The organism is Actinobacillus minor NM305, assembly GCF_000175195.1.
GTDB lineage: Bacteria > Pseudomonadota > Gammaproteobacteria > Enterobacterales > Pasteurellaceae > Haemophilus_A > Haemophilus_A minor.
Genome location: NZ_ACQL01000115.1, coordinates 1 through 21,678 on the forward strand (window position 1 = coordinate 1; position 21,678 = coordinate 21,678).

Annotated in this window: 19 protein-coding genes, 3 tRNA genes and 1 pseudogene; 18 read left to right on the forward strand and 5 right to left on the reverse strand. The window is 38.7% G+C overall.

Annotated elements, in window-relative coordinates:
• Positions 1-175: 175 nt before the first annotated feature.
• From hda to AM305_RS09120, 15 genes and pseudogenes are all read left to right on the forward strand, one after another.
• Entirely contained in the window at positions 176-886 is a 711-nt protein-coding gene (gene hda, locus AM305_RS09050) for a DnaA regulatory inactivator Hda (protein ID WP_005825213.1), read from the forward strand.
• A gap of 128 nt (positions 887-1,014) precedes the next feature.
• Positions 1,015-1,650: a cytochrome c biogenesis heme-transporting ATPase CcmA gene (gene ccmA, locus AM305_RS09055; protein WP_005825214.1), complete on the forward strand. Its 636-nt coding sequence runs from the start codon at positions 1,015-1,017 to the stop codon at positions 1,648-1,650.
• Positions 1,647-2,309 carry a heme exporter protein CcmB gene (gene ccmB, locus AM305_RS09060; RefSeq protein ID WP_005825216.1) on the forward strand — a complete coding sequence of 221 codons (663 nt, stop codon included), beginning with the start codon at positions 1,647-1,649 and terminating at the stop codon, positions 2,307-2,309. Before ccmA ends, ccmB begins: the two co-directional genes overlap by 4 nt.
• 51 nt (positions 2,310-2,360) lie before the next feature.
• The gene (locus AM305_RS09065; RefSeq protein ID WP_005825217.1) at positions 2,361-3,101 is read left to right on the forward strand and encodes a heme ABC transporter permease; all 741 of its coding nucleotides are present in this window, start codon (positions 2,361-2,363) and stop codon (positions 3,099-3,101) included.
• Positions 3,102-3,110: 9 nt separating this feature from the next.
• Entirely contained in the window at positions 3,111-3,323 is a 213-nt protein-coding gene (gene ccmD / locus AM305_RS09070; RefSeq protein WP_005825219.1) for a heme exporter protein CcmD, read from the forward strand.
• 153 nt (positions 3,324-3,476) lie between these two features.
• Positions 3,477-4,019: a cytochrome c maturation protein CcmE gene (gene ccmE / locus AM305_RS09075; RefSeq protein ID WP_005825220.1), complete on the forward strand. Its 543-nt coding sequence runs from the start codon at positions 3,477-3,479 to the stop codon at positions 4,017-4,019.
• Positions 4,016-5,956 carry a heme lyase CcmF/NrfE family subunit gene (locus tag AM305_RS09080; RefSeq protein ID WP_005825222.1) on the forward strand — a complete coding sequence of 647 codons (1,941 nt, stop codon included), beginning with the start codon at positions 4,016-4,018 and terminating at the stop codon, positions 5,954-5,956. Before ccmE ends, AM305_RS09080 begins: the two co-directional genes overlap by 4 nt.
• Before the next feature lie 173 nt (positions 5,957-6,129).
• Positions 6,130-7,566, forward strand: coding sequence for a DUF3375 domain-containing protein (locus AM305_RS09085; RefSeq protein WP_005825223.1), 1,437 nt, complete (start codon positions 6,130-6,132; stop codon positions 7,564-7,566).
• Positions 7,567-7,580: 14 nt separating this feature from the next.
• Positions 7,581-8,156, forward strand: a complete 576-nt coding sequence (locus AM305_RS09090) for a DUF4194 domain-containing protein (protein WP_005825225.1) — start codon at positions 7,581-7,583, stop codon at positions 8,154-8,156.
• Positions 8,156-11,500, forward strand: coding sequence for an ATP-binding protein (locus AM305_RS09095; RefSeq protein WP_005825227.1), 3,345 nt, complete (start codon positions 8,156-8,158; stop codon positions 11,498-11,500). The genes AM305_RS09090 and AM305_RS09095 overlap by 1 nt, the downstream gene beginning before the upstream one ends.
• A pseudogene (locus tag AM305_RS09100) lies at positions 11,497-12,660 on the forward strand (DUF3322 domain-containing protein). The gene AM305_RS09095 and the pseudogene AM305_RS09100 overlap by 4 nt, the downstream one beginning before the upstream one ends.
• Before the next feature lie 257 nt (positions 12,661-12,917).
• A tRNA-Ser gene (locus tag AM305_RS09105) sits at positions 12,918-13,012 on the forward strand.
• A gap of 13 nt (positions 13,013-13,025) precedes the next feature.
• Positions 13,026-13,102, forward strand: a tRNA-Arg gene (locus AM305_RS09110).
• A 68-nt stretch (positions 13,103-13,170) separates the two neighbouring features.
• Positions 13,171-13,247, forward strand: a tRNA-Arg gene (locus tag AM305_RS09115).
• 103 nt (positions 13,248-13,350) lie between these two features.
• The gene (locus AM305_RS09120; RefSeq protein WP_005825231.1) at positions 13,351-14,649 is read left to right on the forward strand and encodes an NAD(P)/FAD-dependent oxidoreductase; all 1,299 of its coding nucleotides are present in this window, start codon (positions 13,351-13,353) and stop codon (positions 14,647-14,649) included.
• Between the two features lie 33 nt (positions 14,650-14,682).
• Here the strand turns inward: AM305_RS09120 and AM305_RS09125 are convergent, their stop codons facing one another.
• The 5 genes from AM305_RS09125 to nudB all read right to left on the reverse strand — a co-directional run bounded on the left by AM305_RS09125 (position 14,683) and on the right by nudB (position 17,586).
• Positions 14,683-14,955 carry an acylphosphatase gene (locus AM305_RS09125; RefSeq protein WP_005825233.1) on the reverse strand — a complete coding sequence of 91 codons (273 nt, stop codon included), beginning with the start codon at positions 14,953-14,955 and terminating at the stop codon, positions 14,683-14,685.
• 2 nt (positions 14,956-14,957) lie between these two features.
• Positions 14,958-15,536, reverse strand: a complete 579-nt coding sequence (gene ruvC, locus AM305_RS09130) for a crossover junction endodeoxyribonuclease RuvC (protein ID WP_005819769.1) — start codon at positions 15,534-15,536, stop codon at positions 14,958-14,960.
• A gap of 75 nt (positions 15,537-15,611) precedes the next feature.
• Entirely contained in the window at positions 15,612-16,166 is a 555-nt protein-coding gene (locus tag AM305_RS09135; RefSeq protein WP_005825235.1) for a hypothetical protein, read from the reverse strand.
• Positions 16,167-16,282: 116 nt separating this feature from the next.
• The gene (locus AM305_RS09140; protein WP_005825237.1) at positions 16,283-17,023 is read right to left on the reverse strand and encodes a YebC/PmpR family DNA-binding transcriptional regulator; all 741 of its coding nucleotides are present in this window, start codon (positions 17,021-17,023) and stop codon (positions 16,283-16,285) included.
• A gap of 125 nt (positions 17,024-17,148) precedes the next feature.
• Positions 17,149-17,586, reverse strand: a complete 438-nt coding sequence (nudB, locus tag AM305_RS09145) for a dihydroneopterin triphosphate diphosphatase (RefSeq protein WP_005825239.1) — start codon at positions 17,584-17,586, stop codon at positions 17,149-17,151.
• A 196-nt stretch (positions 17,587-17,782) separates the two neighbouring features.
• Here nudB and AM305_RS09150 point away from each other — a divergent pair, with 196 nt between their 5' ends.
• The 3 genes from AM305_RS09150 to AM305_RS09160 all read left to right on the forward strand — a co-directional run.
• A complete protein-coding gene (locus AM305_RS09150) occupies positions 17,783-19,735 on the forward strand; it encodes a site-specific recombinase (protein ID WP_005825241.1) in 1,953 nt (650 codons plus the stop codon).
• 194 nt (positions 19,736-19,929) lie between these two features.
• Positions 19,930-20,811 carry a hypothetical protein gene (locus AM305_RS09155; protein WP_150084943.1) on the forward strand — a complete coding sequence of 294 codons (882 nt, stop codon included), beginning with the start codon at positions 19,930-19,932 and terminating at the stop codon, positions 20,809-20,811.
• Between the two features lie 113 nt (positions 20,812-20,924).
• Positions 20,925-21,678: pertactin-like passenger domain-containing protein (locus AM305_RS09160; RefSeq protein WP_005825245.1), on the forward strand; the 754-nt coding region annotated here is incomplete at its 3' end.

A 21,678-nucleotide genomic window follows, 5' to 3' on the forward strand; every position in this document is an offset into this window, starting at 1 on the left:
TGAATTGAAAGGAACCCTGAGCTTAGAGGTAGGCTCGGGGTTTTTGATTTTTTGATATTCTGTATTAAGGCTGTTTTTGGACTTTCGTGTTCAGTTTTTTCTATATTTCCCTTCTCAAATATAAAAAATTCCGTTATTCTTAAAAAAATTATTTTATTTGCTTTTAAGGATCGCCTTGCAATTATTACTTCCTATTTATCAAGTTGATGACGAGACATTTGATAACTTTTATGCAGAAAATAGTCCAATATTATTGGATTCTTTGCAGCAGAATTTTTCAGATGTACATCAGCCATTTTTTTACATTTGGGGAGGAAAAAGTTGCGGGAAAAGTCATCTATTAAAAGCAGTAAGCAATTATTATCTACAAAATCAACGCTCATCAAGTTATATTCCTCTGAGTAAGTCTCACTACTTTTCCCCGATGGTATTAGATAATGCGGCTCAATTAGATGTCATTTGTTTAGATGATATTCAAGCTATTGCAGGAAATGAGGAATGGGAAGTTGCTATTTTCGATTTATTTAATCAAATTCGGGAGCAGCAAAGCCTGTTTGGCAATGGACATAAAACATTGTTACTAATTAGCGCTGATTGTCCCCCTCACGAGTTAAAAATTAAGCTACCAGATTTACGCTCTCGCCTAATTTGGGGGGAGGTGTACCATTTAAATCACTTAAATGATGAACAAAAGCAAAAAATTCTGAAAACGAGTGCATATCAAAAAGGTATTGATTTACCTGATGAAGTTGCTGCCTTTTTGTTGAAACGTTTAGGAAGTGATTTGCAAGTTCTTTTGACGGAGTTAGAGCGTTTAGATCGAGCTTCGTTACAAGCTCAGCGTAATCTTACAGTTCCCTTTGTAAAAGAAGTGTTGGGGCTATAACAGTTTGATTCCTATCAAAATTTCTAACATAAATACCTCTACATACCCCTAAATGAGTAATGCTTTTTATACGATAACGAATAGGGTTATGGTAAACTTTTATCTCTTTCTTACATTACGATAAATTTATGAATTCATTTAACCAACTTTCTATTGAACGTGTTGCTTGTGAAAAGGGCGATACACGTTTATTTGAAGCTTGTTCTTTTAATGTGAGCGAAGGCGATTTGGTTCAAATAGAAGGGCATAACGGTATAGGCAAAACCAGTCTATTACGTATCTTAACAGGGTTATCATTACCTGTAGAAGGCGATGTGCTTTGGAACGGAACAAAAATTCAAAAATGTCGAGAAGAGTATAATCAAATCCTTTTTTATTTAGGGCACTATCCCGGAATAAAATCCGAATTAACACCGTGGGAGAATTTGCGTTTTTATCAAAAATTGCAAAACTTACCTTTAAACGATGAATTACTTTGGGAAGCTTTAGAAAGGGTTTCATTGATTGGTCGAGAAGATTTACCTTGCTCTCATCTATCAGCAGGGCAGCAACGGCGAGTTGCTTTAGCGAAATTATGGCTTACACAGCAAAAGCTTTGGGTTTTAGATGAGCCTTTTACTGCAATTGATAAGAAGGGTGTTTTAGACCTCATTCACTTGTTTGAAAAGCATTGTGAGCAAGGCGGTATGATTATTTTTACCAGCCATCAAGCAACCGAAAGTCAAAAAGTTAAAACTATTTCATTAGATCAATTTAAACTATGATTTTATTGCACATCATCCGTAGAGAAATAACGATAGCTTTTCGTAAACCGGCAGAAATTTTAAACCCACTTTGGTTTTTTCTAATGGTGATTACATTGTTTCCTTTACTTATGGGGCCGAATCCGGAATTGCTTGGCAAAATTGCGCCCGGTATTGCTTGGGTTGCAGCCTTGCTATCTGCTTTGCTTTCTTTTGAGCGACTATTTCGTGATGATTATGCCGATGGCTCTTTAGAACAACTAATGTTGTTGCCTATCGGATTACCCCAAGTCGCTCTTGCAAAAGTAATTGCACACTGGTTGCTGACAGGGCTACCTCTTATTCTGCTTTCTCCCGTTGCGGCTATATTGCTTTCTTTAGAGACACACGTTTGGTGGGCGTTGGTTTTAACCTTATTGTTAGGTACACCGATTTTAAGCTGTTTAGGCGCAATAGGTGTAGCTTTGACGGTTGGATTACGTAAAGGTGGAACATTACTAAGTTTACTGATTTTACCTCTTTTCTTGCCTGTATTGATTTTTGCTGCAGCCGTACTTGAGGCTGCTACATTAAATATGAATTATAGTGGGCAAATTGCAATTATCGGGGCAATTTTAGCGATTACCTTAACATTTTCCCCATTTGCGATTGCAGGTGCATTACGCATTAGTGTGCAGTAGCTTACAAGCGGTTATTTTTATTTTATTTTTTACTTATTTGGAGAATGGGTTATGTGGAAGTTTCTACATCCTTACGCAAAACCAGAAACACAGTATCGATTACTGGGAAAAATTCAACCAGCATTGGGTTGGCTAAGTTTTCTATTATTAGCTGCTGCATTCATTTGGGGATTGGCATTTGCTCCCAAAGATTATCAGCAGGGGGATAGCTATCGCATTATTTTTATCCACGTACCTGCTGCAATTTGGTCGATGGGGATTTATGGTTCAATGGCATTATCCGCACTTATTGCATTAGTTTGGCAGATTAGACAAGCTAACCTAGCGATGATTTCAATGGCGCCAATAGGTTTAGTTTTTGCATTTATATCTTTAGCAACAGGTGCAATTTGGGGAAAACCAATGTGGGGTACTTGGTGGGTTTGGGATGCACGTTTAACCTCTGCTTTGGTGCTTTTCTTTTTGTATATCGGTGTTATGGCGCTTTATTCTGCCTTTCAGGATAAACAAACAGGTGCAAAAGCTTCTGGTGTATTAGCGGTTGTTGGTGTGATCAATTTACCTATTATTCACTTCTCTGTTGAATGGTGGAATACCTTACACCAAGGGGCTACAATTACCAAATTAGATAAACCTTCAATGGCAACAGAAATGCTTATTCCGCTGTTATTAGCGATTATGGGGAGCCTCGTGTTTACGGCTTGGTTTAGTATTTGGCGTTATCGTATCGCTTTATTACAAGATGAACGTAAACGCCCTTGGGTAAAAGAATTAGTGAGAGCAACCGTTTAAGGAACTATTATGCAATTAGAATTCCAATTTGAATCTTTCTCTGCCTTTTTAGCAATGGGCAATTATGGCTTTTATGTGTGGTTATCTTACGGTGTTTCTTTTGTTGCTATGGCGTGGTTGATTTGGCAGTCGCAACGTGAACAAAAACAAATTTTTCAACAAATTAAGAAAGAACTCAGCCGAGAAAAGCAACTTAACCAACGTTCTGAATACACGAAATAATTTGTAGGGGCAAATTACATTTGCCCTAAAAATCTATTGGAAAATGGGGCTAATATAATTAGCCCCTACGAAAATTTTTTGTAAGAGCTGTAGCTTTCACAAATTTATAGTTTGATAACAGGTATTTTCAGTTTACTTGATAGGAGAGTAACGATGAATCCAAGACGTAAGTCTCGACTAAAAGTAGTGCTTTCTGTGGTATTAGGTATTGCCGTAGCAACAGGGCTTACACTTTATGCATTAAGTCAAAACATTGACTTATTTTATACCCCTTCAGAAATCGTAAAGGGCAAAAATGACGATCCATCACAAAAACCAGAAGTTGGACAACGTATCCGTGTCGGTGGTATGGTAGTCGAAGGCACGGTTAAACGTGATGATAAAACCCTTAAAGTTGAATTTGACGTGAATGATATCGGACCTTCCATTACGGTGGAATATGAAGGCATTTTGCCAGATTTATTCCGTGAAGGGCAAGGTATTGTTGCTCAAGGGGTGTTAATTGAACCAACACGCTTAAAAGCAACCGAAGTGTTGGCAAAACACGATGAAAACTATATGCCACCGGAGTTAGGCGATAAAATGAAGCAACAACACGGTGAAATGGGCATTTCTGAGCAAGAGTTAAAAGGCGAATCTAACCGTGATAAAGAGGTAAAAAAATTACTGAATACCCTAGAAGGGGGGAATAAATGATTGCGGAATTAGGCAATTATGGCTTGGCACTTGCGTTAGGCATTTCAATCTTTTTAGCTACTTTGCCTTTATGGGGCGCTGAAAAGAACAATGCGACACTCATGGCATTAGGGCGACCGCTTACGTGGGCAATGTTCCTTGCATTAACGCTCTCGTTTGGTGCTTTATTTTACCTATTTGCGGTAAATGATTTTAGCGTTCAATATGTTGTGAATAATTCCAATTCAACATTGCCTTTACAGTATCGCTTATCGGCAGTTTGGGGATCGCACGAAGGCTCTCTCTTACTTTGGATTTGGTTACTCTCATTGTGGGCCATCGGTGTGGCTTCTTTCACGAAAAAAATGCCTGAAGAAGCGGTGGCAAGGGTATTAAGCGTAATGGGGCTGATTAGTATCGGCTTTCTTGTCTTTATTCTGTTTAGCTCTAACCCCTTTAGCCGAACATTCCCGGATTTCCCTGCGGATGGACGAGAATTAAATCCGATGTTGCAAGATGTGGGATTGATTTTCCATCCACCGCTATTGTATATGGGCTATGTAGGATTTTCTGTGGCATTTGCTTTTGCAATCGCTTCATTGATGACAGGGCGTTTAGATACCGCTTGGGCAAGATGGTCTCGCCCTTGGACAATGGCGGCATGGGTATTCCTCACATTAGGCATCGTGCTAGGCTCTTGGTGGGCATACTACGAACTAGGTTGGGGAGGCTGGTGGTTTTGGGATCCGGTTGAAAATGCCTCGTTAATGCCGTGGATTGCAGGAACCGCATTAATTCACTCTTTAGCCGTAACAGAAAAACGCAGTACTTTTAAAGCTTGGACAGTATTATTAGCAATTTTAGCCTTCTCACTCTGCTTGCTAGGCACATTCTTGGTACGTTCAGGTATTTTAGTTTCAGTACACGCATTTGCTTCTGACCCTACTCGCGGCTTATACATTTTAGCCTATTTAGTATTAGTGATTGGCGGCTCATTATTATTGTATGCCTTTAAAGGTTCTTTAATCAAAAGCCTAGATAATTATGAACGCTACTCTCGAGAAACGATTTTATTGCTGAATAACATCTTATTGATGGCATTTTTATCAGTGGTATTTTTAGGGACAATTTTACCGTTAATTCACAAACAAATTGGATTAGGTACAATCTCAATTGGCGCGCCTTTTTTTGACCAAATGTTTGTGATCTTAATGGTGCCTTTTGCGTTTTTACTAGGCATTGGACCGCTTGTAAAATGGCGCCGCGATCAAATCTCGGCAATTCGTAAACCTGTTTTGGTTTCATCATTCGTTATGATAGGGTTAGGTTTTGTTCTGCCTTATCTCATCGGCGATCGTATTACGGTAACCTCTGTATTAGGTACGATGATGGCAGCGATTATTGTGCTACTTAGTTGTTATGAAATTCATCAACGAGCAACACATCGTCAGCCATTTTTTACGGGGATGTTTAAGCTCTCTCGTTCCCATTGGGGAATGACATTAGCCCATTTAGGCGTAGCAATGACAGTATTCGGTATTGCGATGAGCCAAAACTTCAGTATTGAGAAAGACGTTAGAATGCGTGAAGGCGATCTGGTTCAGATTTTGGATTACCATTTCACGTTTAAAGGCATCAAAATTACAGATGGTGCAAATTATCAAGGTGGCACGGCTGAAATCGAGATTACCAAACAAGGGCAATATGAAGCAACTTTAAATGCTGAAAAGCGTTTTTATAATGTCAGTAAAATGGGAATGACCGAAGCTGCCATCGATTGGGGCTTTACTCGAGATTTATATGCTGCATTAGGCGAACGTTTAGATGACGGTTCGTGGGGATTGCGTTTATATTATAAACCTTTTATCCGTTGGATTTGGCTAGGCGGCTTAGCAATGGCACTAGGCGGATTGCTCTGTATGATGGATAAACGCTATCGTTTAAAAGTAGAAAAATAAGTTTTTAATTCCTTATAAGCGGTTGAATTTTGAGAAAGATTTGCAAAATTTCTCAATAATTCGACCGCTTTTTTATTAAGCATTTGGCTTATTGTTTTTTTGCTTTTTCTTGCTTAGCCGGGGGGATTGTTCGATAATTAGACCACTATCAGTGAATGATATGAGGAATGATTATGGACTTCCATACACTTTCTTTGTTACGGGCAAATCACCCCGCTTGGCGGTTGTTATGTGCCGAACACGCCGTTTTTATTATCTCTTTTCTCTATAAAACCTTTATTTTACCTAACCTTCGTACCCTTTCTTCTCACGATTTAATCGAAAAATTAGATGATGAATTATTCCAATTGCGTGAGCAATTTGGTGAGAAATCTTATCCAAAATCTGCCTTAGATTATCTGAATGATTGGGCGGATAAAGACAAACGTTGGTTGCGGAAGTTTTATAAGGAAGGAACGGATGAAGTGCAGTTTGATTTGTCTCCGGCAGTAGAGAAAGCCATAGGCTGGCTGGTTACATTAACAGAGCGTCAATTTGTTGGGACGGAGTCTCGCTTATTGACGCTTTTTGATCTACTCAAGCAAATGAATGATCGCACGGAAACTGATCCGCAAAAACGTATTGCGGAACTTCACAAACAGCGCCAAGAAATTGAAGCTGAAATTGCTCGTATTGAGCAAGGTGATCTGAACTTATTAGATGATACGGCATTGAAAGATCGCTTCCTGCAATTTACACAAGGCGCTAGAGAGTTGCTATCGGACTTCCGAGAAGTAGAACATAATTTTCGTGAGCTTGATCGAAGTGTGCGCGAGAAAATTACCCTGTGGGAAGGTTCAAAAGGTGAATTACTGACAGAAATTATGGGGGAGTGTGATGCTATTGCGGACTCGGATCAAGGTAAGAGTTTTCGTGCGTTCTTTGATTTTTTGCTTTCCAATCAACGCCAACAAGAATTTTCGACATTACTTGATCGAGTAATGGAGTTGGAGGCGGTTCGGTCTCTAAATCCAGACAGTCGCCAGCGCCGAATTCATTATGATTGGCTTGAAGCTGGGGAACATACGCAGCGTACTATCGCAGGGCTGTCACAGCAATTACGTTATTTTTTAGATAATCGTGCGTGGTTAGAAAATCGCAGGATTATGGATATTCTGAAAAGCATCAGTAAAAAAGCCATTGCGCTAAAAAATGAGCCAATAAAAGAAACAGCAATGGAATTAGATGATTTTAAATTTTCCATTGAATTACCACTAGAACGTCCACTTTACAGTCCAACGATAAAAACCAAACTCTCCGCACAGCCTGAGCTTGCTGATGAGACGGATATTGATCCTAGTGCACTTTTTAATCAAATTGTTATCGATAAGGCTAAATTAGTCCGCAATGTACGTCAAGCTTTGCAACATCAAACTCAAATCACTTTGCAAAAAATCATTGAAAATACGCCGCTTGAACAAGGATTGGCGGAGCTATTAGCCTATTTACAACTTGGGCAAGAGCAAGGTGTTAGGTTGGTCATTGATGAAAACATACAAGATGAAATTCACTGGTGCAGTGGAGAACAGATACGTTCAGCACAACTGCCGAGAGTTATTTTCAGTAAATAGCGGGAGGACACGTTATGTCGCATACTTATTCTGCAACTTTAATCCAACTTACCAAAGGCATTTTTTATCGGGATGAGAATGAAACTTTATGGGTGGAGCTTATCGAGAAACAGGCACAAATCCGTGATTACTTTGCCACACTTTATCTCGACCTTTGGCTAGATGAAGCGGAAGGTTATGCTTTTTTAAAACCGAAAGCGAGTGAAGATGAGAGCGTAGAAATACCTAAATTAATCACACGCCGTCAGCTTTCTTTTCATGTCAGTTTAATGCTTGCGCTGTTGCGTAAACAGCTTGTGGAATTTGACTCACAAGGCGGTGCAACCCGTTTGGTATTAAGCCTCGATGAATTAACAGAATTAATGCAAACTTTTTTGCCGGCACAAAGTAATGAGGCAAAACAAAAAGATCAAATCGAAACCCTAGCCAATAAAGTGGTGGAGCTTGGTTTTCTACGTAAATTAAAAAACACGCAAAATCAGCCTCATTTTGAAGTACAGCGTATCATTAAAGCCTTTATTGAGGCTGATTGGCTAGCCAATTTTGATAACTGGCTGACAGCTTGCTTAGAAAGTAGAGGAGAAAAATAATGGATGTATTTGAGTTAGATTTTTCAAATGATCTTCAGCAGTCCGGCTTTCGCCTTTCTCGCCTTGAGATTTTCAACTGGGGGACTTTTGATAAGAAAATTTGGTCGCTGAATTTGAACGGGAAAAACAGTTTACTTACCGGCGATATTGGCTCGGGGAAATCAACGGTAGTTGATGCGATTACTACTTTGTTAATCCCTGCACATAAAATTGCGTATAACAAAGCAGCGGGCGCAGAGGCGAAAGAGCGGAGCTTACGTTCTTACGTATTAGGTTTTTATAAATCTGAACGAAATGTAGAAACCGGCACATCGAAGCCTGTAGCGCTACGTGATGCAAGCCAATATAGCGTGATTTTGGGAATATTTGAAAATGAAGCAAATGGGAAAACGGTTTCCATTGCTCAAGTTTTTGCGATAAAAGAAAATCAAAATCAGCCAATAAGATTATACGTTGTCGCAGAAAAAAAACTCTCGATTCAAGTTGATTTTGCCAATTTTGGTTCAGATTTTACGGCGCTCCGTAAAAAATTGAAGGGAAAAGAGATTGAGTATTTTGATACATATCCACCTTATGCGGCTTGGTTTAAACGCCGTTTTGGTATTCAAAACGAACAGGCTTTAGAGCTATTTCATCAAACTGTTTCTATGAAATCGGTGGGTAATTTAACGGATTTTGTCCGTTCGCATATGCTAGAACCTTTTGAAGAAACGCCTAATCGTATCGCTCATTTAATTACGCATTTTGATGATTTAAATCGTTCTCATCAGGCAGTAGAAACCGCTAAAAAGCAAGTAACATTACTCACCCCTCTTGCAGAAAACAGTCAAAAATACACCGCTTTAACAGCGGAAATCGCCTATATTCGCCGATGTCGTGAGAGTTTGCATAGCTATTTTTCAGGCTTGAAATTGGATTTATTGGCAAGGCGTTTGGCAGATCTACAAGCAGATTTAGTCAAAAACCAAGCAAAAGTGGCGTTGCTAAACAATGAAAAATCGCAACAAGAAGTACATATCGAACAGCTCAAGCAGCATATTCGAGAAAATGGTGGTAACCGCTTAGAAGCTCTAGGTTTACAAATTAAAGAAGCTCAACTTAAAGCAAATACACTGAAAAAACGGGCGAATGATTACCGTAGTTTATTGCTGAAGTTAGATGAACAGCCAGCAGAAAATGAAGATGAGTTTGCAATACAGCAGTACACTGTGGGCGAGAAATTGGCCGAGTGGCAACAGCGTGAAACAGAATTACAAAATCAACTGACAGAAATCGCTGTTGAGTTACATCAGCTTAATAATGAAACCAGCGCTATCGGGCAGGAAATTCAGAGCCTGAAACAGCGTAAGAGTAATATTCCTTCGCAGCAAATTACCATTCGTGAGCGTATTTGTGCAGCACTGAATTTAAGTGAAGAAAATTTACCATTTGTTGGAGAACTTCTCCAGGTTCAAGAAAGCGAGAAAACGTGGCAAGGTGCAGCAGAACGCCTTTTGCATAATTTTGGCCTATCAATGTTGGTGGCGGAAAAAGATTATGTCAAAGTGAGTGAATGGGTGAATAACAATCACTTAAAAGGGCGTTTGGTCTATTTCCGAGTTGGAAAAGTGCGTGAGCAAGCACCTTTTGTAGTGGGTAGTTTAGCGGCAAAGCTTGCTATCAAGCCCGACACGCCTTATGCAGATTGGTTGGAAAACGAATTATTTCATCGTTTTGATCATATTTGTTGTACAGATCTGGATCATTTCCGTAAAGAGGCAAAAGCGATTACACAAACGGGGCAGATTAAGGATAAAAGTGGCCGACACGAAAAAGATGATCGCCATCATTTAGAAGATCGTAGCCGCTATATTCTTGGTTGGTCAAATAAGGAAAAATTGCAAGCGTTCGAAGCGAAATTGGCACAATTAAATACGAAAATCAGCGAACTTCGTCAAACTGGTGCAAAATTGGAAGAAGAGAAAACAGCCTGTGTGGAGAAAAAAGAGGCAGCAACGCAGTTAAAATTTTTCCAGTCATTTAACGATATTGATTGGCAAAGTGCCGTTAAATCTTTGCAAATGTTGCAAGCAGAATACGATGAATTGAAAGCAGCTTCAGATGTGTTGCAACAGCTACAAAGCAAGTTAGACGAAAGCCTGCTTGTGTTAAATGCGAAGTTGGCGGAAATTGCCGAAGCCGTAAAAGCGCAGGGTACGCTAGAAGAAAAAATTAAGCATAGTGAGAAAACACAAGCTGAGTTGAAAAAAGAGCTAGCAGAAAATCCGGTAGATACAGAAGTATTCCAAGCCTTAGAGCAACAACGAGCAGAAAAACTGGAGGGGCAGCGCTTATATGTTGAAAGCTGTGATGGGCAGGAACGTCAGTTGCGGGAGCTGTTTCAAGCAGAAATTGATCGCAAAGATCGCCAAGCCAAAACGCTCAATGATCGCTTAATTGCGGCAATGCAAGATTTTAAACATCAATACCCAAGTGAGACGGTGGAATTTGATGCTAACATTGAAGCTTGCTTTGAGTATGAAAAGTTATTGAAAAAGCTGAATGATGATGATTTGCCTCGCTTCGAAGCACGTTTTAAAGAGTTGCTTAATGTCAATACCATTAATGAAATCGCCAATTTAAATGCGCAGTTAAATCGTGAACGTGAGACTATCAAAGATCGTATTGAGCAGATCAACCAATCACTGTTTGAGATTGACTACAATCCAAATCGTTATATCAAATTGGAGCCAGAAACCAGTCTAGATGCAGAAATTCGTCAGTTCCAACAGGAGCTGCGAGCTTGTACGGAAGGCGCATTAACGGGGTCGGAAGATAGTCAGTATTCTGAAGCTAAATTCTTACAAGTTAAAGCCATTATTGACCGCTTTAAAGGGCGTGAGGGCAGCACGGAATTGGATAAACGTTGGACGGCAAAAGTAACCGATGTGCGTAACTGGTTCTTGTTTAATGCGGCAGTGCGTTGGCGTGAAGATGATAGTGAGTTTGACCGTTATTCAGACTCTGATGGTAAATCGGGCGGACAAAAAGAAAAACTTGCTTATACAATTTTAGCGGCAAGTATCGCTTATCAGTTCGGTATTGGCTCACAAAATGCACGAACTTTCCGGTTTGTGATGATTGATGAAGCTTTTGGACGTGGTTCAGATGAGTCAGCACAATATGGCTTGGAATTGTTCCGCAAAATGAATTTACAGCTGTTGATTGTTACACCGTTACAAAAGGTGAAGGTTATCGAACCTTACGTAAATAGTGTAGGTTGGGTTGAAAATCTTGGCGGCAAAGAGTCTAGATTATTGAATTTGACTATTGATGAATACCATCAACGGGAGCAACAGCAATGAAATGGACAACGGAGGCAGATCTAAAAAGCCAGTTACAAAAACGTTGGGAAAAGGGCGAATTTTTGCAAAATTTTCTGCAAAATAAACCGCTTTTCCCGTTAAAGCTTACATTGAAAAGGCCAACGAGTAACGATATTACCAATGAATTTCAAGCGGTAAAACAGTGGGCGACTTTGCTGTCTACCTTGTCTCATTATCGTGTGGAATGGCAAACAGTTAATCACCGTATTCAAGGCGAGCAAAAATTGCCAACATCAATCTGGGTTGATACGCTTGAAAATATGCTGGACATTTTGCGTAAGCAGAAAGAATTTAAGCAATTTCAACAACTGACTGAACAAGCTTTGAATGTTGATCCCCGTTTGCAAAATTGGTTGGAAAAACGACCGCTTAAAGCCCTTGAGCTAGCTGAAGATTGGCAAAAACTACTCGCTGTTTTGGCGTGGCGCAAAACACATTCTCAGCCGAATTGTTATTTGCGCCAAGTTTCATTACAAGGCGTGCATAGCAAATTTATTGAAACTCATCGTGGTGTACTGGCAGAGTGGTTTGATTTGATTTTACCTGAGGGAGAAATCCAAGCAGATAAAACGGGAGCTAACCAATTTAATGCTCGTTATGGTTTTTTAGATAAACCTGAATTTATCCGCTTTCGCTTATTAGATAGCAATCTTACTTTTGCCGGCTTAAGTAAGGCGGATATTAGTTTAGATGCAACGAGTTTTGCTCAGCTCGATCTAAATGTATCAACAGTTTTTATTGTTGAAAATGAAATTAACTATCTAAGCTTTCCCTCAATGAAAAATGCTCTTGCGATTTGGGGGGCTGGTTATGGTTTTTCTGCATTGTGCCAAGCCAATTGGCTTAAAACACGCCAACTTTACTATTGGGGCGATATTGATACTCACGGCTTTGCAATTTTAAATCAACTTCGTGCGGATTTTCCAAAGGTAAAATCAGTGTTAATGACATTAGCTATCTTAGAAAAGTATCGCATTTTTTAGCGTGAAGAGAGCAAACCAAGTAATGCGATCTTACCCCACTTAACGGAGGAAGAACAGGCTGTTTATTCTTATTTGCAGCATCACTCTAAAGTGCGACTGGAGCAAGAAAGTATTTTATTTACAGATGTTGAAGAGGCGTTGAGGCAACTAGCCTAAATCCTCTAAATCAAATTTCGAATACAAGCGGTTGATTTTTATTTGAAAATTGCAAATCACGGTTTATCTCAAGCCGTGATTATTTTCTCAAATAAAGAATAACCCTATGAAATCGTTGTTATTTATTCCTAAAAAAGGCAAAAATTGGGCGTTCTGCTTGTAATCTAGTCAAATGGCTGATTTTTTTAGGTTTTTAAGAAAAAGCGTTTGACATATTTTTTTATTCTAGTAATATACGCCGCACAGACACAGTGAGTGGTGAGATGGCCGAGCAGGCTGAAGGCGCTCCCCTGCTAAGGGAGTATGGGGTTAAAAAGCTCCATCGAGGGTTCGAATCCCTCTCTCACCGCCATTTACTTTATCACGCACCCGTAGCTCAGCTGGATAGAGTACTCGGCTACGAACCGAGCGGTCAGAGGTTCGAATCCTCTCGGGTGCGCCATTTAATTGTTTTTCTATCAACGTTAAATGGTTGCAGATAAATTAAATAGCACCGTTTCTTTTCAATACGCACCCGTAGCTCAGCTGGATAGAGTACTCGGCTACGAACCGAGCGGTCAGAGGTTCGAATCCTCTCGGGTGCGCCATTTTACTTTTCTATATTTAATTCAAATCTTTTTCGTAATTCATCAAAATAAAAATAATCGTATTCCGGTTACGGATCAGGTTTTACTTTATTGATGACAATTTATGCTTAAATTTGCTTATCAAGAACATTATCGTTCTTATTATCTCGATTCTCGAAACCAACAACTTCAATTTCCTTCTATTTCTTCTAATCAAACAGCTGATGTTTGTGTAATTGGCGCTGGCTTTTTAGGGCTTTCTACGGCATTAGAGTTAGCTGAAAAGGGCAAAAAAGTGATTGTGCTTGAAGGGGCAAGAGTGGGCTTTGGGGCTTCAGGACGTTCTGGTGGACAGGCGATCAACGGCTTTGAGGAGGGAATTGATGAATATATTAAGCAAGTTGGGTTTGACAAAGCGCGTAAACTTTGGGATATGTCGCTCGAGGCGATTGATATTATTGACGAGCGTATCCAAAAATATGCTATCCAGTGTGATTGGAAGAAAGGTTATGCGACTTTAGCATTAAACGAGCGCCGAATGGACGATCTGATTGCAATGGAGCAAGCTAGCCGAGAGCATTTCGGTTATCAAAAAATGCAGCTTTGGGATAAAAATCAATTAAAGCAGCATTTAGGAAGTGATATTTATGTCGGTGGATTGTTTGACAGTAATTCGGGGCATCTACACCCATTGAATTATTGCTTAGGGCTAGCGAGAGCTTGTACCGATCTCGGTGTGCAAATTTATGAACACTCTCCTGCAACCGATATTCAAGTCAAAAGTCATACGCAAGCGGTTGTTTTTTCCGGAGATTTTACCATTCATTGTGAAAACATTGTTTTAGCAACAAATGCTTATATTGATAATTTATCGAAAAAAATAACATTTGGAATTGAAAAAACAATTTTACCGGTAGAGAGTTTTATTATTGCGACAGAGCCGCTAGAACAAAAACTGGCGGACAGTTTAATCAATAATGGTATGTCTGTTTGCGATAACAACTTGCTACTTGATTATTACCGCTTATCCGCAGATAACCGCCTATTATTCGGGAGCGACTCAAGCACCAATGTAGATATGATAGCAAAAATGCGTTCAGAAATGTTGGCGGTTTTCCCTCAATTAGAGGAGACAAAAATTGACTATGGTTGGGCTGGTCCAATTGATATGACGATGAACTCTACCCCCCATTTTGGGCGAGTAAGACCTAATGTGTATTTTGCGCAAGGTTTTTCTGGACACGGCGTTGCTTTAACCGGACTAGCCGGTCGTATAATTAGTGAAGCTATTGAAGGTAATGATGAACGTTTGGCAATTTTTGAAAGCCTGAAAGTGCCTAAATTATATGGCGGAAAATGGGTCAAACGAGCAGCATTAAAAATAGGTATTCCTTATTATCGCTTTTTAGATAAATACCGTTAATGAGAAAGGGCATAGTAAGCAAAATGATTGCTACTATGCTTTTATAATGAATTGCTCGAAGCGTTCATTCGTCTGGTAGTTCTGTTCAATTACACGTTCTACTTGAGATGTACGAGGTCCTTTTGATAACCAAATGCGAAGTTGCTGTATCTGTGCTTCACTCCCTTGCGCAACCACAGCAACGCTGCCATCTTCTCGATTTCTTACATAACCTGTTACACCGATTTGCTTAGCTTCTTGCAAAGTGAAGAAGCGAAAGCCAACACCTTGTACTCTACCAAAGACAAAAAATTGTTTTGTTTGCATACCTACCCCTTTAATCTAAAACGCCCTCGACTGTAACGAGTTTTCATCAAAGCTAAGATCTGTTCTTTTTCACTCGATACGGCTTGCTTACTTTGTTTTGCAACAGTTAAAGAATGTTGAATTGAGTGTGCGTGTGTAATCGCAATGGCGAGTGCATCTGCGGCATCCGCCTGTGGTTTTGCTGAAAGTTGTAGAATACGAGTTACCATATCTTGCACTTGAACTTTATCCGCTGAACCGATCCCTACGACTGTTTGCTTAACTAAACGTGCCGCATATTCAAATACGGGTAAGTCGTGATTTACCGCTGCGACAATCGCTGTACCACGCGCTTGTCCTAATTTAAGTGCTGAATCAGCATTTTTTGCCATAAAAACTTGTTCGATCGCGAACATATCGGGCTGAAATTGCGTAATAATTTCCGTAACGCCTGCATAAATTCGCTTTAAGCGAGTCGGCAAATCATCAACCGATGTCCGAATTGCCCCGCTCCCCAAATATTCTAAATGCTTTCCTGTTTGCCGAATGACCCCATAGCCGGTAATACGAGAACCTGGGTCAATACCTAAAATAATCGCCATGCGCTGTTCCAAAAAATAAAAAAGTGGATTCGTTTTACAAACCCACTTTATATTAAATCCTGTTAAAGAATCAAACTATTTTGCAACCGCACAGTTTTTAGCTAAGATTTGGTTGTTTGAAGTAAACATAACCGGTACCGTTGTTTCAGCTGTTTTTGAATTGAAACCCGTATCTAAGCTCCATACTTTTGTACCTGAGACAAATTTCACGCCATCTTTATAAGCACTATCGACTTTTAAATCTGTGCCGACAACTTTCTTATTAATTGTGACTGTTGCAGTTGATGGCTCGCCATTACTGAAGGTATAAACAGCAACAACCGGTTGGTTAGTTTTACCACTTGCATCACAAGTATAAGAAACGGTTTTTGAGCCGGTTAATAAATCTTTGGTAGCCGTTGCACCATCAGCAACAACATTACCTGCAGCTTTAGCTCCATCAACTACTGCACCACCGGCTGTTTTTGCGCCATCTACAACAGCACCACCTGCTGCTTTCGCACCATCAACAACCGCACTGCCTACATTTCCTACCGCATTTACTGTTGAAGAAGCGATATCTGAAGCCGTTGAACATGCCGATAATACTGCAATTGCACCTAATGTTGGAAGTAATTTAATGAATTTCATTGTGTTTCCTTTCTGTTAAAGTGAAGAAATTTACACTCTTAGAAATTTTTAATCATGAAAAGTTCAAAAAAATCCCTCAATGCTTTCACATTGAGGGATTATTAAGCATTTCACTCTTAAAGTAATGCAGCCACTTCGTCACTAATTTCGCCGTTGTGATACACGTTTTGAACGTCATCACAATCTTCAAGGCGATTAATTAGATCCAATAATTTTGGTGCAGTTTCTGCATCAAGTTGAACAGTGGTTGATGGGATCATTGTTACTTCTGCGTTTTCAATTTTAAAGCCAGCCGCTTCAATACCATCACGCACAGCACCTAAATCTTCCCAAGCAGTATAGATTTCAAATGAACCATCTTCTTGTGGTTGGATATCATCAGCACCCGCTTCAATTGCCGCTTCAGTCAATGCATCTTCGTCTGCACTTGCGATTAAAATTAAACCTTTTTTGCTAAATAAATAACCCACTGAACCTTCAGTACCTAAGTTACCACCACATTTGGTAAAGCTTGGACGAACTTGTGAAATCGTACGGTTTGCGTTATCACTTAAACACTCAACCATCACTGCTGTACCGCCTGGGCCATAACCTTCATAAATTTTGGTTTCCATATTGGTGTCATCGCCACCACCCACACCGCGATCGATCGCTCGGTTGATCGTATCACGCGTCATATTATTTGATAGCGCTTTATCTACAGCTGCACGTAAACGAGGGTTAGAACCAACGTCGCCACCACCTAATTTTGCTGCTGTCACTAATTCACGAATTAATTTTGTAAAAATTTTACCACGTTGCGCATCTTGTGCTGCTTTGCGGTGTTTAATGTTAGCCCACTTACTATGACCTGCCATTCTCTTGTTTCCTTCTTAAAATTTGATGTTGATTAAATTTGTAGGGGCGGGGTTTATCCCCGCCCGAAAAATATTTTTATCTCGCGGGCGGGGATAAACCCCGCCCCTACGAACGATCAAGCGGTCTATTCCGCCAAATATTTTGCAATCGCCTCGGCATTATTCGGCGACTTCGTTAATGTCACCGCCTCACTTACCGAAAGCCATTGATATGCTAAATGCTCCGTCAATACGGGCTCGATCTCATCAGGAACCCCTAATAAAAACCAATGTTCCGTATTATACGTAATTTCAGGGGCATATTTATAGCGAAATTGTGGAAAAATCTCAAACTTCACACAATGATTACAATCATGAAGGGATAAATTTTGCGCAATAATATCAATTCCTGTCTCTTCTAGCACTTCTCGTAATGCCGTGTGATAAGGTTCCTCTCCAACTTCAATTGATCCTGTTACTGATTGCCAAAAACATGGATCATCATTTCGTTGAAGCATCAACACACGCCCTGTATTTTTCGCATAAATGACAACGAGTACAGAATAAGGATTTTTATAGTTCATATTCAATATTATCTTACTAAAGCCTCGCTTATTTTATACTAAATTCATAGCCAATAGGGTGTTAGAAGATGATGTTTTTCTAGACAATTTCACAAAATGCGCAAAAAATGCTAGAATAGCACCAAACGATAGGGATATTTAACGTATTTCTATCGTTTTTGCTTTTTATAATGACAAAAAATAAGGACAAGATATTTTGACAAAAGAAAGAACATTATCACAACACGAAATCCTCACATTTATCGAAGAAAAACTCACACAAAATGATATTTTTGCTCTTCTTAACGGCTTTTGTTATTGGGTAAGGCATAACAATCAACGTACAGAACAACTCTATTTTTTAATTAAAACCTTAAAACAGAATAAAGCGCTTACCCAGCAGCTTTCATCACAATTATGTCGCTGGTTATGTAATACACGTTTATATCCCCTTTTGATCAGCAATGGGATTTTAAGTCGTGATGGGTTTGGACGAGAATTCCGTACACGTTTATACGAAAAGCTCAATCCTGCTGTACGAGATGTGAAAGATTTGCGTGATATTTTCTTTCTTCTCTTTAACGACAAAAATGACTCAAATTGGTTAAATAATATTCCATTACATTATTGGGGCAATTTACTTAAATTATTAAGTCGCTATGCAACAGAGCAAGAGCGTGAATGGGTTAATCATCACTTGCGTGCCGAAGGTTTATTTGCCATTAAAATGCTTGCGATTTGGATTGCAGCAGAAGAAATGGAGCCTGAACTCATGCGACTTGACCCAAGTCTGATTGATGTTGATAGCCCTTTTGTTGCCTTACAGCGTGAAGTTAGCTTATGGATAGAAGCACGCCGACAAAATCAACCTTTTGATGAAGCGCATCTACAAGTCATGTTTATACAAAGTAAAGAATTGATTGAGCGCTTAAAAAAGAAAGGGGCAGCAATGGGCTCTTCACTCAATGTCGCTTATTTATTGGAGCGTTTAGAACAAACACTCAATCGCCTCGCTATGTTAATGGAAGTTTTTGCTTCTAATCGGTTCTTACCTCGAAGAATACTTTTACTCACGGGAAATCTGGCAATTGCTTCGGCTGATCAACATAGTGTATCGAAGCTTTGGAAACAAAGTGTTAGTATGCTGGCAAAAAGCATTACACAAAATACAAGTGATCATGGTGAGCATTATATTACACGCTCTAAAAGCGAATACTGGGCAATGTTTTATTCTGCCGCAGGAGCTGGCGTACTGATTGCTTTAATGGCACTTTTCAAAATTTATTTAGGCGAAATCATAGAAGATAAAGTCTGGAAAGGTATTGCTGAAGGTTTAAATTACGGTATTGGTTTTACCCTTATTTTTATGCTGCACTTTACCGTTGCGACAAAGCAACCAGCAATGACGGCTGCCCGTTTTGCTGATTTTGTTGGGAAAAATCCTCAAGGTAGAGCAGTTAATATGAAACTAGCCCAATTATTGGTTGATGTATTTCGTTCCCAAAGTATTGCGGTAATTGGAAATGTGTTTGTAGCAATAACAGTAGCTTCACTGATCGCACTAGGTTATCAAGCCTACTTCCAAGTCCCGTTATTGACAACCGAACAAATCAATTACCAACTTCATAGTATTGATCCGTTTGGTGGAACCCTTTGGTTTGCAGCTATTGCCGGGGTATGGTTATTCTGTTCAGGACTTATTTCAGGCTATTTTGACAACCGAGCAAATTATTTAAATACGCGTACACGATTACAAAATCATCCATTATTACGCAAAATATTACCTGAAAATTACCGCTTACGCATAGCAGAATATATGCACCAAAACTTCGGTTCAATTATGGGAAACCTCGGTTTTGGTATGTTACTAGGACTAACAAGTGTTGTTGGTTATTTACTGAATTTACCACTAGATATCCGCCATATTGCCTTTTCATCAGCCAATGTCGGTTATGCAACGATAAGCGGAGAATTACCATTTAGCCTCTTTTTACAAAGCCTCTGCTTTGTGTTGCTTATTGGTGTTGTCAATTTAGCTGTAAGCTTCTCCCTTACACTCTCTTTAGCATTACGTTCTCTCGGTGCTGAAGTTGATAGCTGGAGAAGCATTGCTAAATGCGTCTGGCAGATAATCAAACAAAAACCATTAAGTTTGATTTTGCCGGTTTAAACAAAAGGACTAAATTCAGCCATGACCGAATTTAGTCCTTATTAAAGCTATTTTGTATTGTTGTTAGTCGTAATAAAATAGCGAGATTGCTGCATTTTCTTTGCTTTATTGATCAATATCACAGATATTTTTGTGAAATAATTATAAAATAAAATCGCTAATTTAATATTGTTTTGGAGAAAGAAATGAAATCTATGAACTTAACTAAATTCTCATCTGTTTATACAGCTCTATTCATAGCAGGTGTCTTTGGCTCATATTCATCAACAAGTTATGCGTACCAATGTAATAATCAGAATCTTATTAAGGAAGGCTCTCCTAATGCCATTGAAAATGGAACGTTAAACATTTCTCAGTGTAATTATGAATTAAATAAAAGTGAGAAAAATACGAGCAGCAATATTTTTGAGTTAGAAAATAGTAAAGGGAGTATTTTAAACTCAACTATTGATGCTAATGCGGGAGAAAATGATCGTTATTTTTCATTTTCATATCATCAGTTATATCTAAACAATTCTGAATTATTTCTTGATGGTAATAAAATTACATTATCCTCTGATAAAAACACTGGTTTTGGCACAAATACAATATTAAGAGCAAAAAACAATTCAAATATTACAATTAACAATTCCACTTTAAACCACACTACTCCTACAAGTAATAACTTTAGTGTTTTAGACATCGCAAACTCCACATTAAATTTGTCAAATAGTAATCTAATTAATCATAAAGGTACTCCTGTCGAAAGTTCATTTTATGTAAATACTGTATTAGCCAATTTTTATGATTCAAATATAACTATTGTAAATACATCATTTGATGCTCAGAATGATGCTCGAATTATCTATTCTAATGCCTCTACAATTACTATTTCTGATAGCCAGTTTAAAAATTCATTACCTAAAGATACCAGTTTATTGGCATTTAATTTAGATAATTCAAATACAACTATTAGTAATAGCTCAATTAATCTGAATAATGCGTCAAGGTTATTTGATGTTGATAAAGGAAAAATAAATATTGAAAACTCCAATATCACCAATAAACAAAATAAAGAAAAAACTCATTATTTGTAGATGCAATTCTCTCATTTAAAGATGCGAATGTTACTATTAAAAATACTAATATTTCATCTGAAAAAGGCAGTGGTCTTATTTTCATTCAAGATGGTAATTTAGAATTAAATAATGTGTCTGCTCAGCAAAAAGATACAAATGATGGATTTGTTTTGGGGCATATACAATATGGAAATAATACTGTAACGATTAACGACTCTAATCTTACCGCAGAAAGAGCATTTATTTCTGTCATGTCAAGCTATAGCCCAGGGGATAGCTATTTAAATCTTACGCTAAATAATACTACGGTAATCTCTGATACTTTACACTCATCTTCTTATAAAACAGATTTTACGGCAAATAATTCTTTACTTTCTGGTCAAGTATCAAACTCAAATGCAAACTTTACTTTAAGAAATACTGAATGGAATATGCCTTCAAGTTCAAGCATCAGAAATCTCTCATCTGAAAATGTTACAATTTCAATTGGGAAGAAAGAATACTTTTCAACACTTACTATTAATGAAAATCTAACTGGAAATACTCACTTTACTCTAAATACAGACATAGCTAAACAGCGAGCAGACCGCATTGTTGTTAATGGAACAGCAGAAGGTGAACATAACATCACTGTTCAAAATTCTGGCGCTGAACCAAATGAAGAAGGTGGACGTGTTACTCTCGTGGAGATTAATAATCCAAGCACAGCTCTCTTCTCATTAAAAGATAAAGAATTTATTGATCTTGGTGCTTTCCGATATCATCTTGACAAAGAAGGAAATAATTGGGTTTTATTAAATCGTGTAAAAACACCTGAGCCTGTTATTCCACCTGTGGAACCAACTAAACCTGTTACCCCACCTGTGGAACCGGTTAAACCTGTTA

Excerpts from the sequence above, each read along its gene's own strand:
- nudB (WP_005825239.1), bottom strand. The coding sequence starts at position 17,586 with ATGAACTATAAAAATCCTTATTCTGTACTCGTTGTCATTTATGCGAAA.
- ccmB (WP_005825216.1), top strand. The coding sequence starts at position 1,647 with ATGATTTTATTGCACATCATCCGTAGAGAAATAACGATAGCTTTTCGT.
- ccmD (WP_005825219.1), top strand. The coding sequence starts at position 3,111 with ATGCAATTAGAATTCCAATTTGAATCTTTCTCTGCCTTTTTAGCAATG.
- AM305_RS09080 (WP_005825222.1), top strand. The coding sequence starts at position 4,016 with ATGATTGCGGAATTAGGCAATTATGGCTTGGCACTTGCGTTAGGCATT.
- AM305_RS09120 (WP_005825231.1), top strand. The coding sequence starts at position 13,351 with ATGCTTAAATTTGCTTATCAAGAACATTATCGTTCTTATTATCTCGAT.
- ruvC (WP_005819769.1), bottom strand. The coding sequence starts at position 15,536 with ATGGCGATTATTTTAGGTATTGACCCAGGTTCTCGTATTACCGGCTAT.
- AM305_RS09085 (WP_005825223.1), top strand. The coding sequence starts at position 6,130 with ATGGACTTCCATACACTTTCTTTGTTACGGGCAAATCACCCCGCTTGG.
- AM305_RS09065 (WP_005825217.1), top strand. The coding sequence starts at position 2,361 with ATGTGGAAGTTTCTACATCCTTACGCAAAACCAGAAACACAGTATCGA.
- AM305_RS09155 (WP_150084943.1), top strand. The coding sequence starts at position 19,930 with ATGAACTTAACTAAATTCTCATCTGTTTATACAGCTCTATTCATAGCA.
- AM305_RS09125 (WP_005825233.1), bottom strand. The coding sequence starts at position 14,955 with ATGCAAACAAAACAATTTTTTGTCTTTGGTAGAGTACAAGGTGTTGGC.
- AM305_RS09135 (WP_005825235.1), bottom strand. The coding sequence starts at position 16,166 with ATGAAATTCATTAAATTACTTCCAACATTAGGTGCAATTGCAGTATTA.
- ccmA (WP_005825214.1), top strand. The coding sequence starts at position 1,015 with ATGAATTCATTTAACCAACTTTCTATTGAACGTGTTGCTTGTGAAAAG.
- AM305_RS09140 (WP_005825237.1), bottom strand. The coding sequence starts at position 17,023 with ATGGCAGGTCATAGTAAGTGGGCTAACATTAAACACCGCAAAGCAGCA.
- AM305_RS09095 (WP_005825227.1), top strand. The coding sequence starts at position 8,156 with ATGGATGTATTTGAGTTAGATTTTTCAAATGATCTTCAGCAGTCCGGC.
- ccmE (WP_005825220.1), top strand. The coding sequence starts at position 3,477 with ATGAATCCAAGACGTAAGTCTCGACTAAAAGTAGTGCTTTCTGTGGTA.
- AM305_RS09090 (WP_005825225.1), top strand. The coding sequence starts at position 7,581 with ATGTCGCATACTTATTCTGCAACTTTAATCCAACTTACCAAAGGCATT.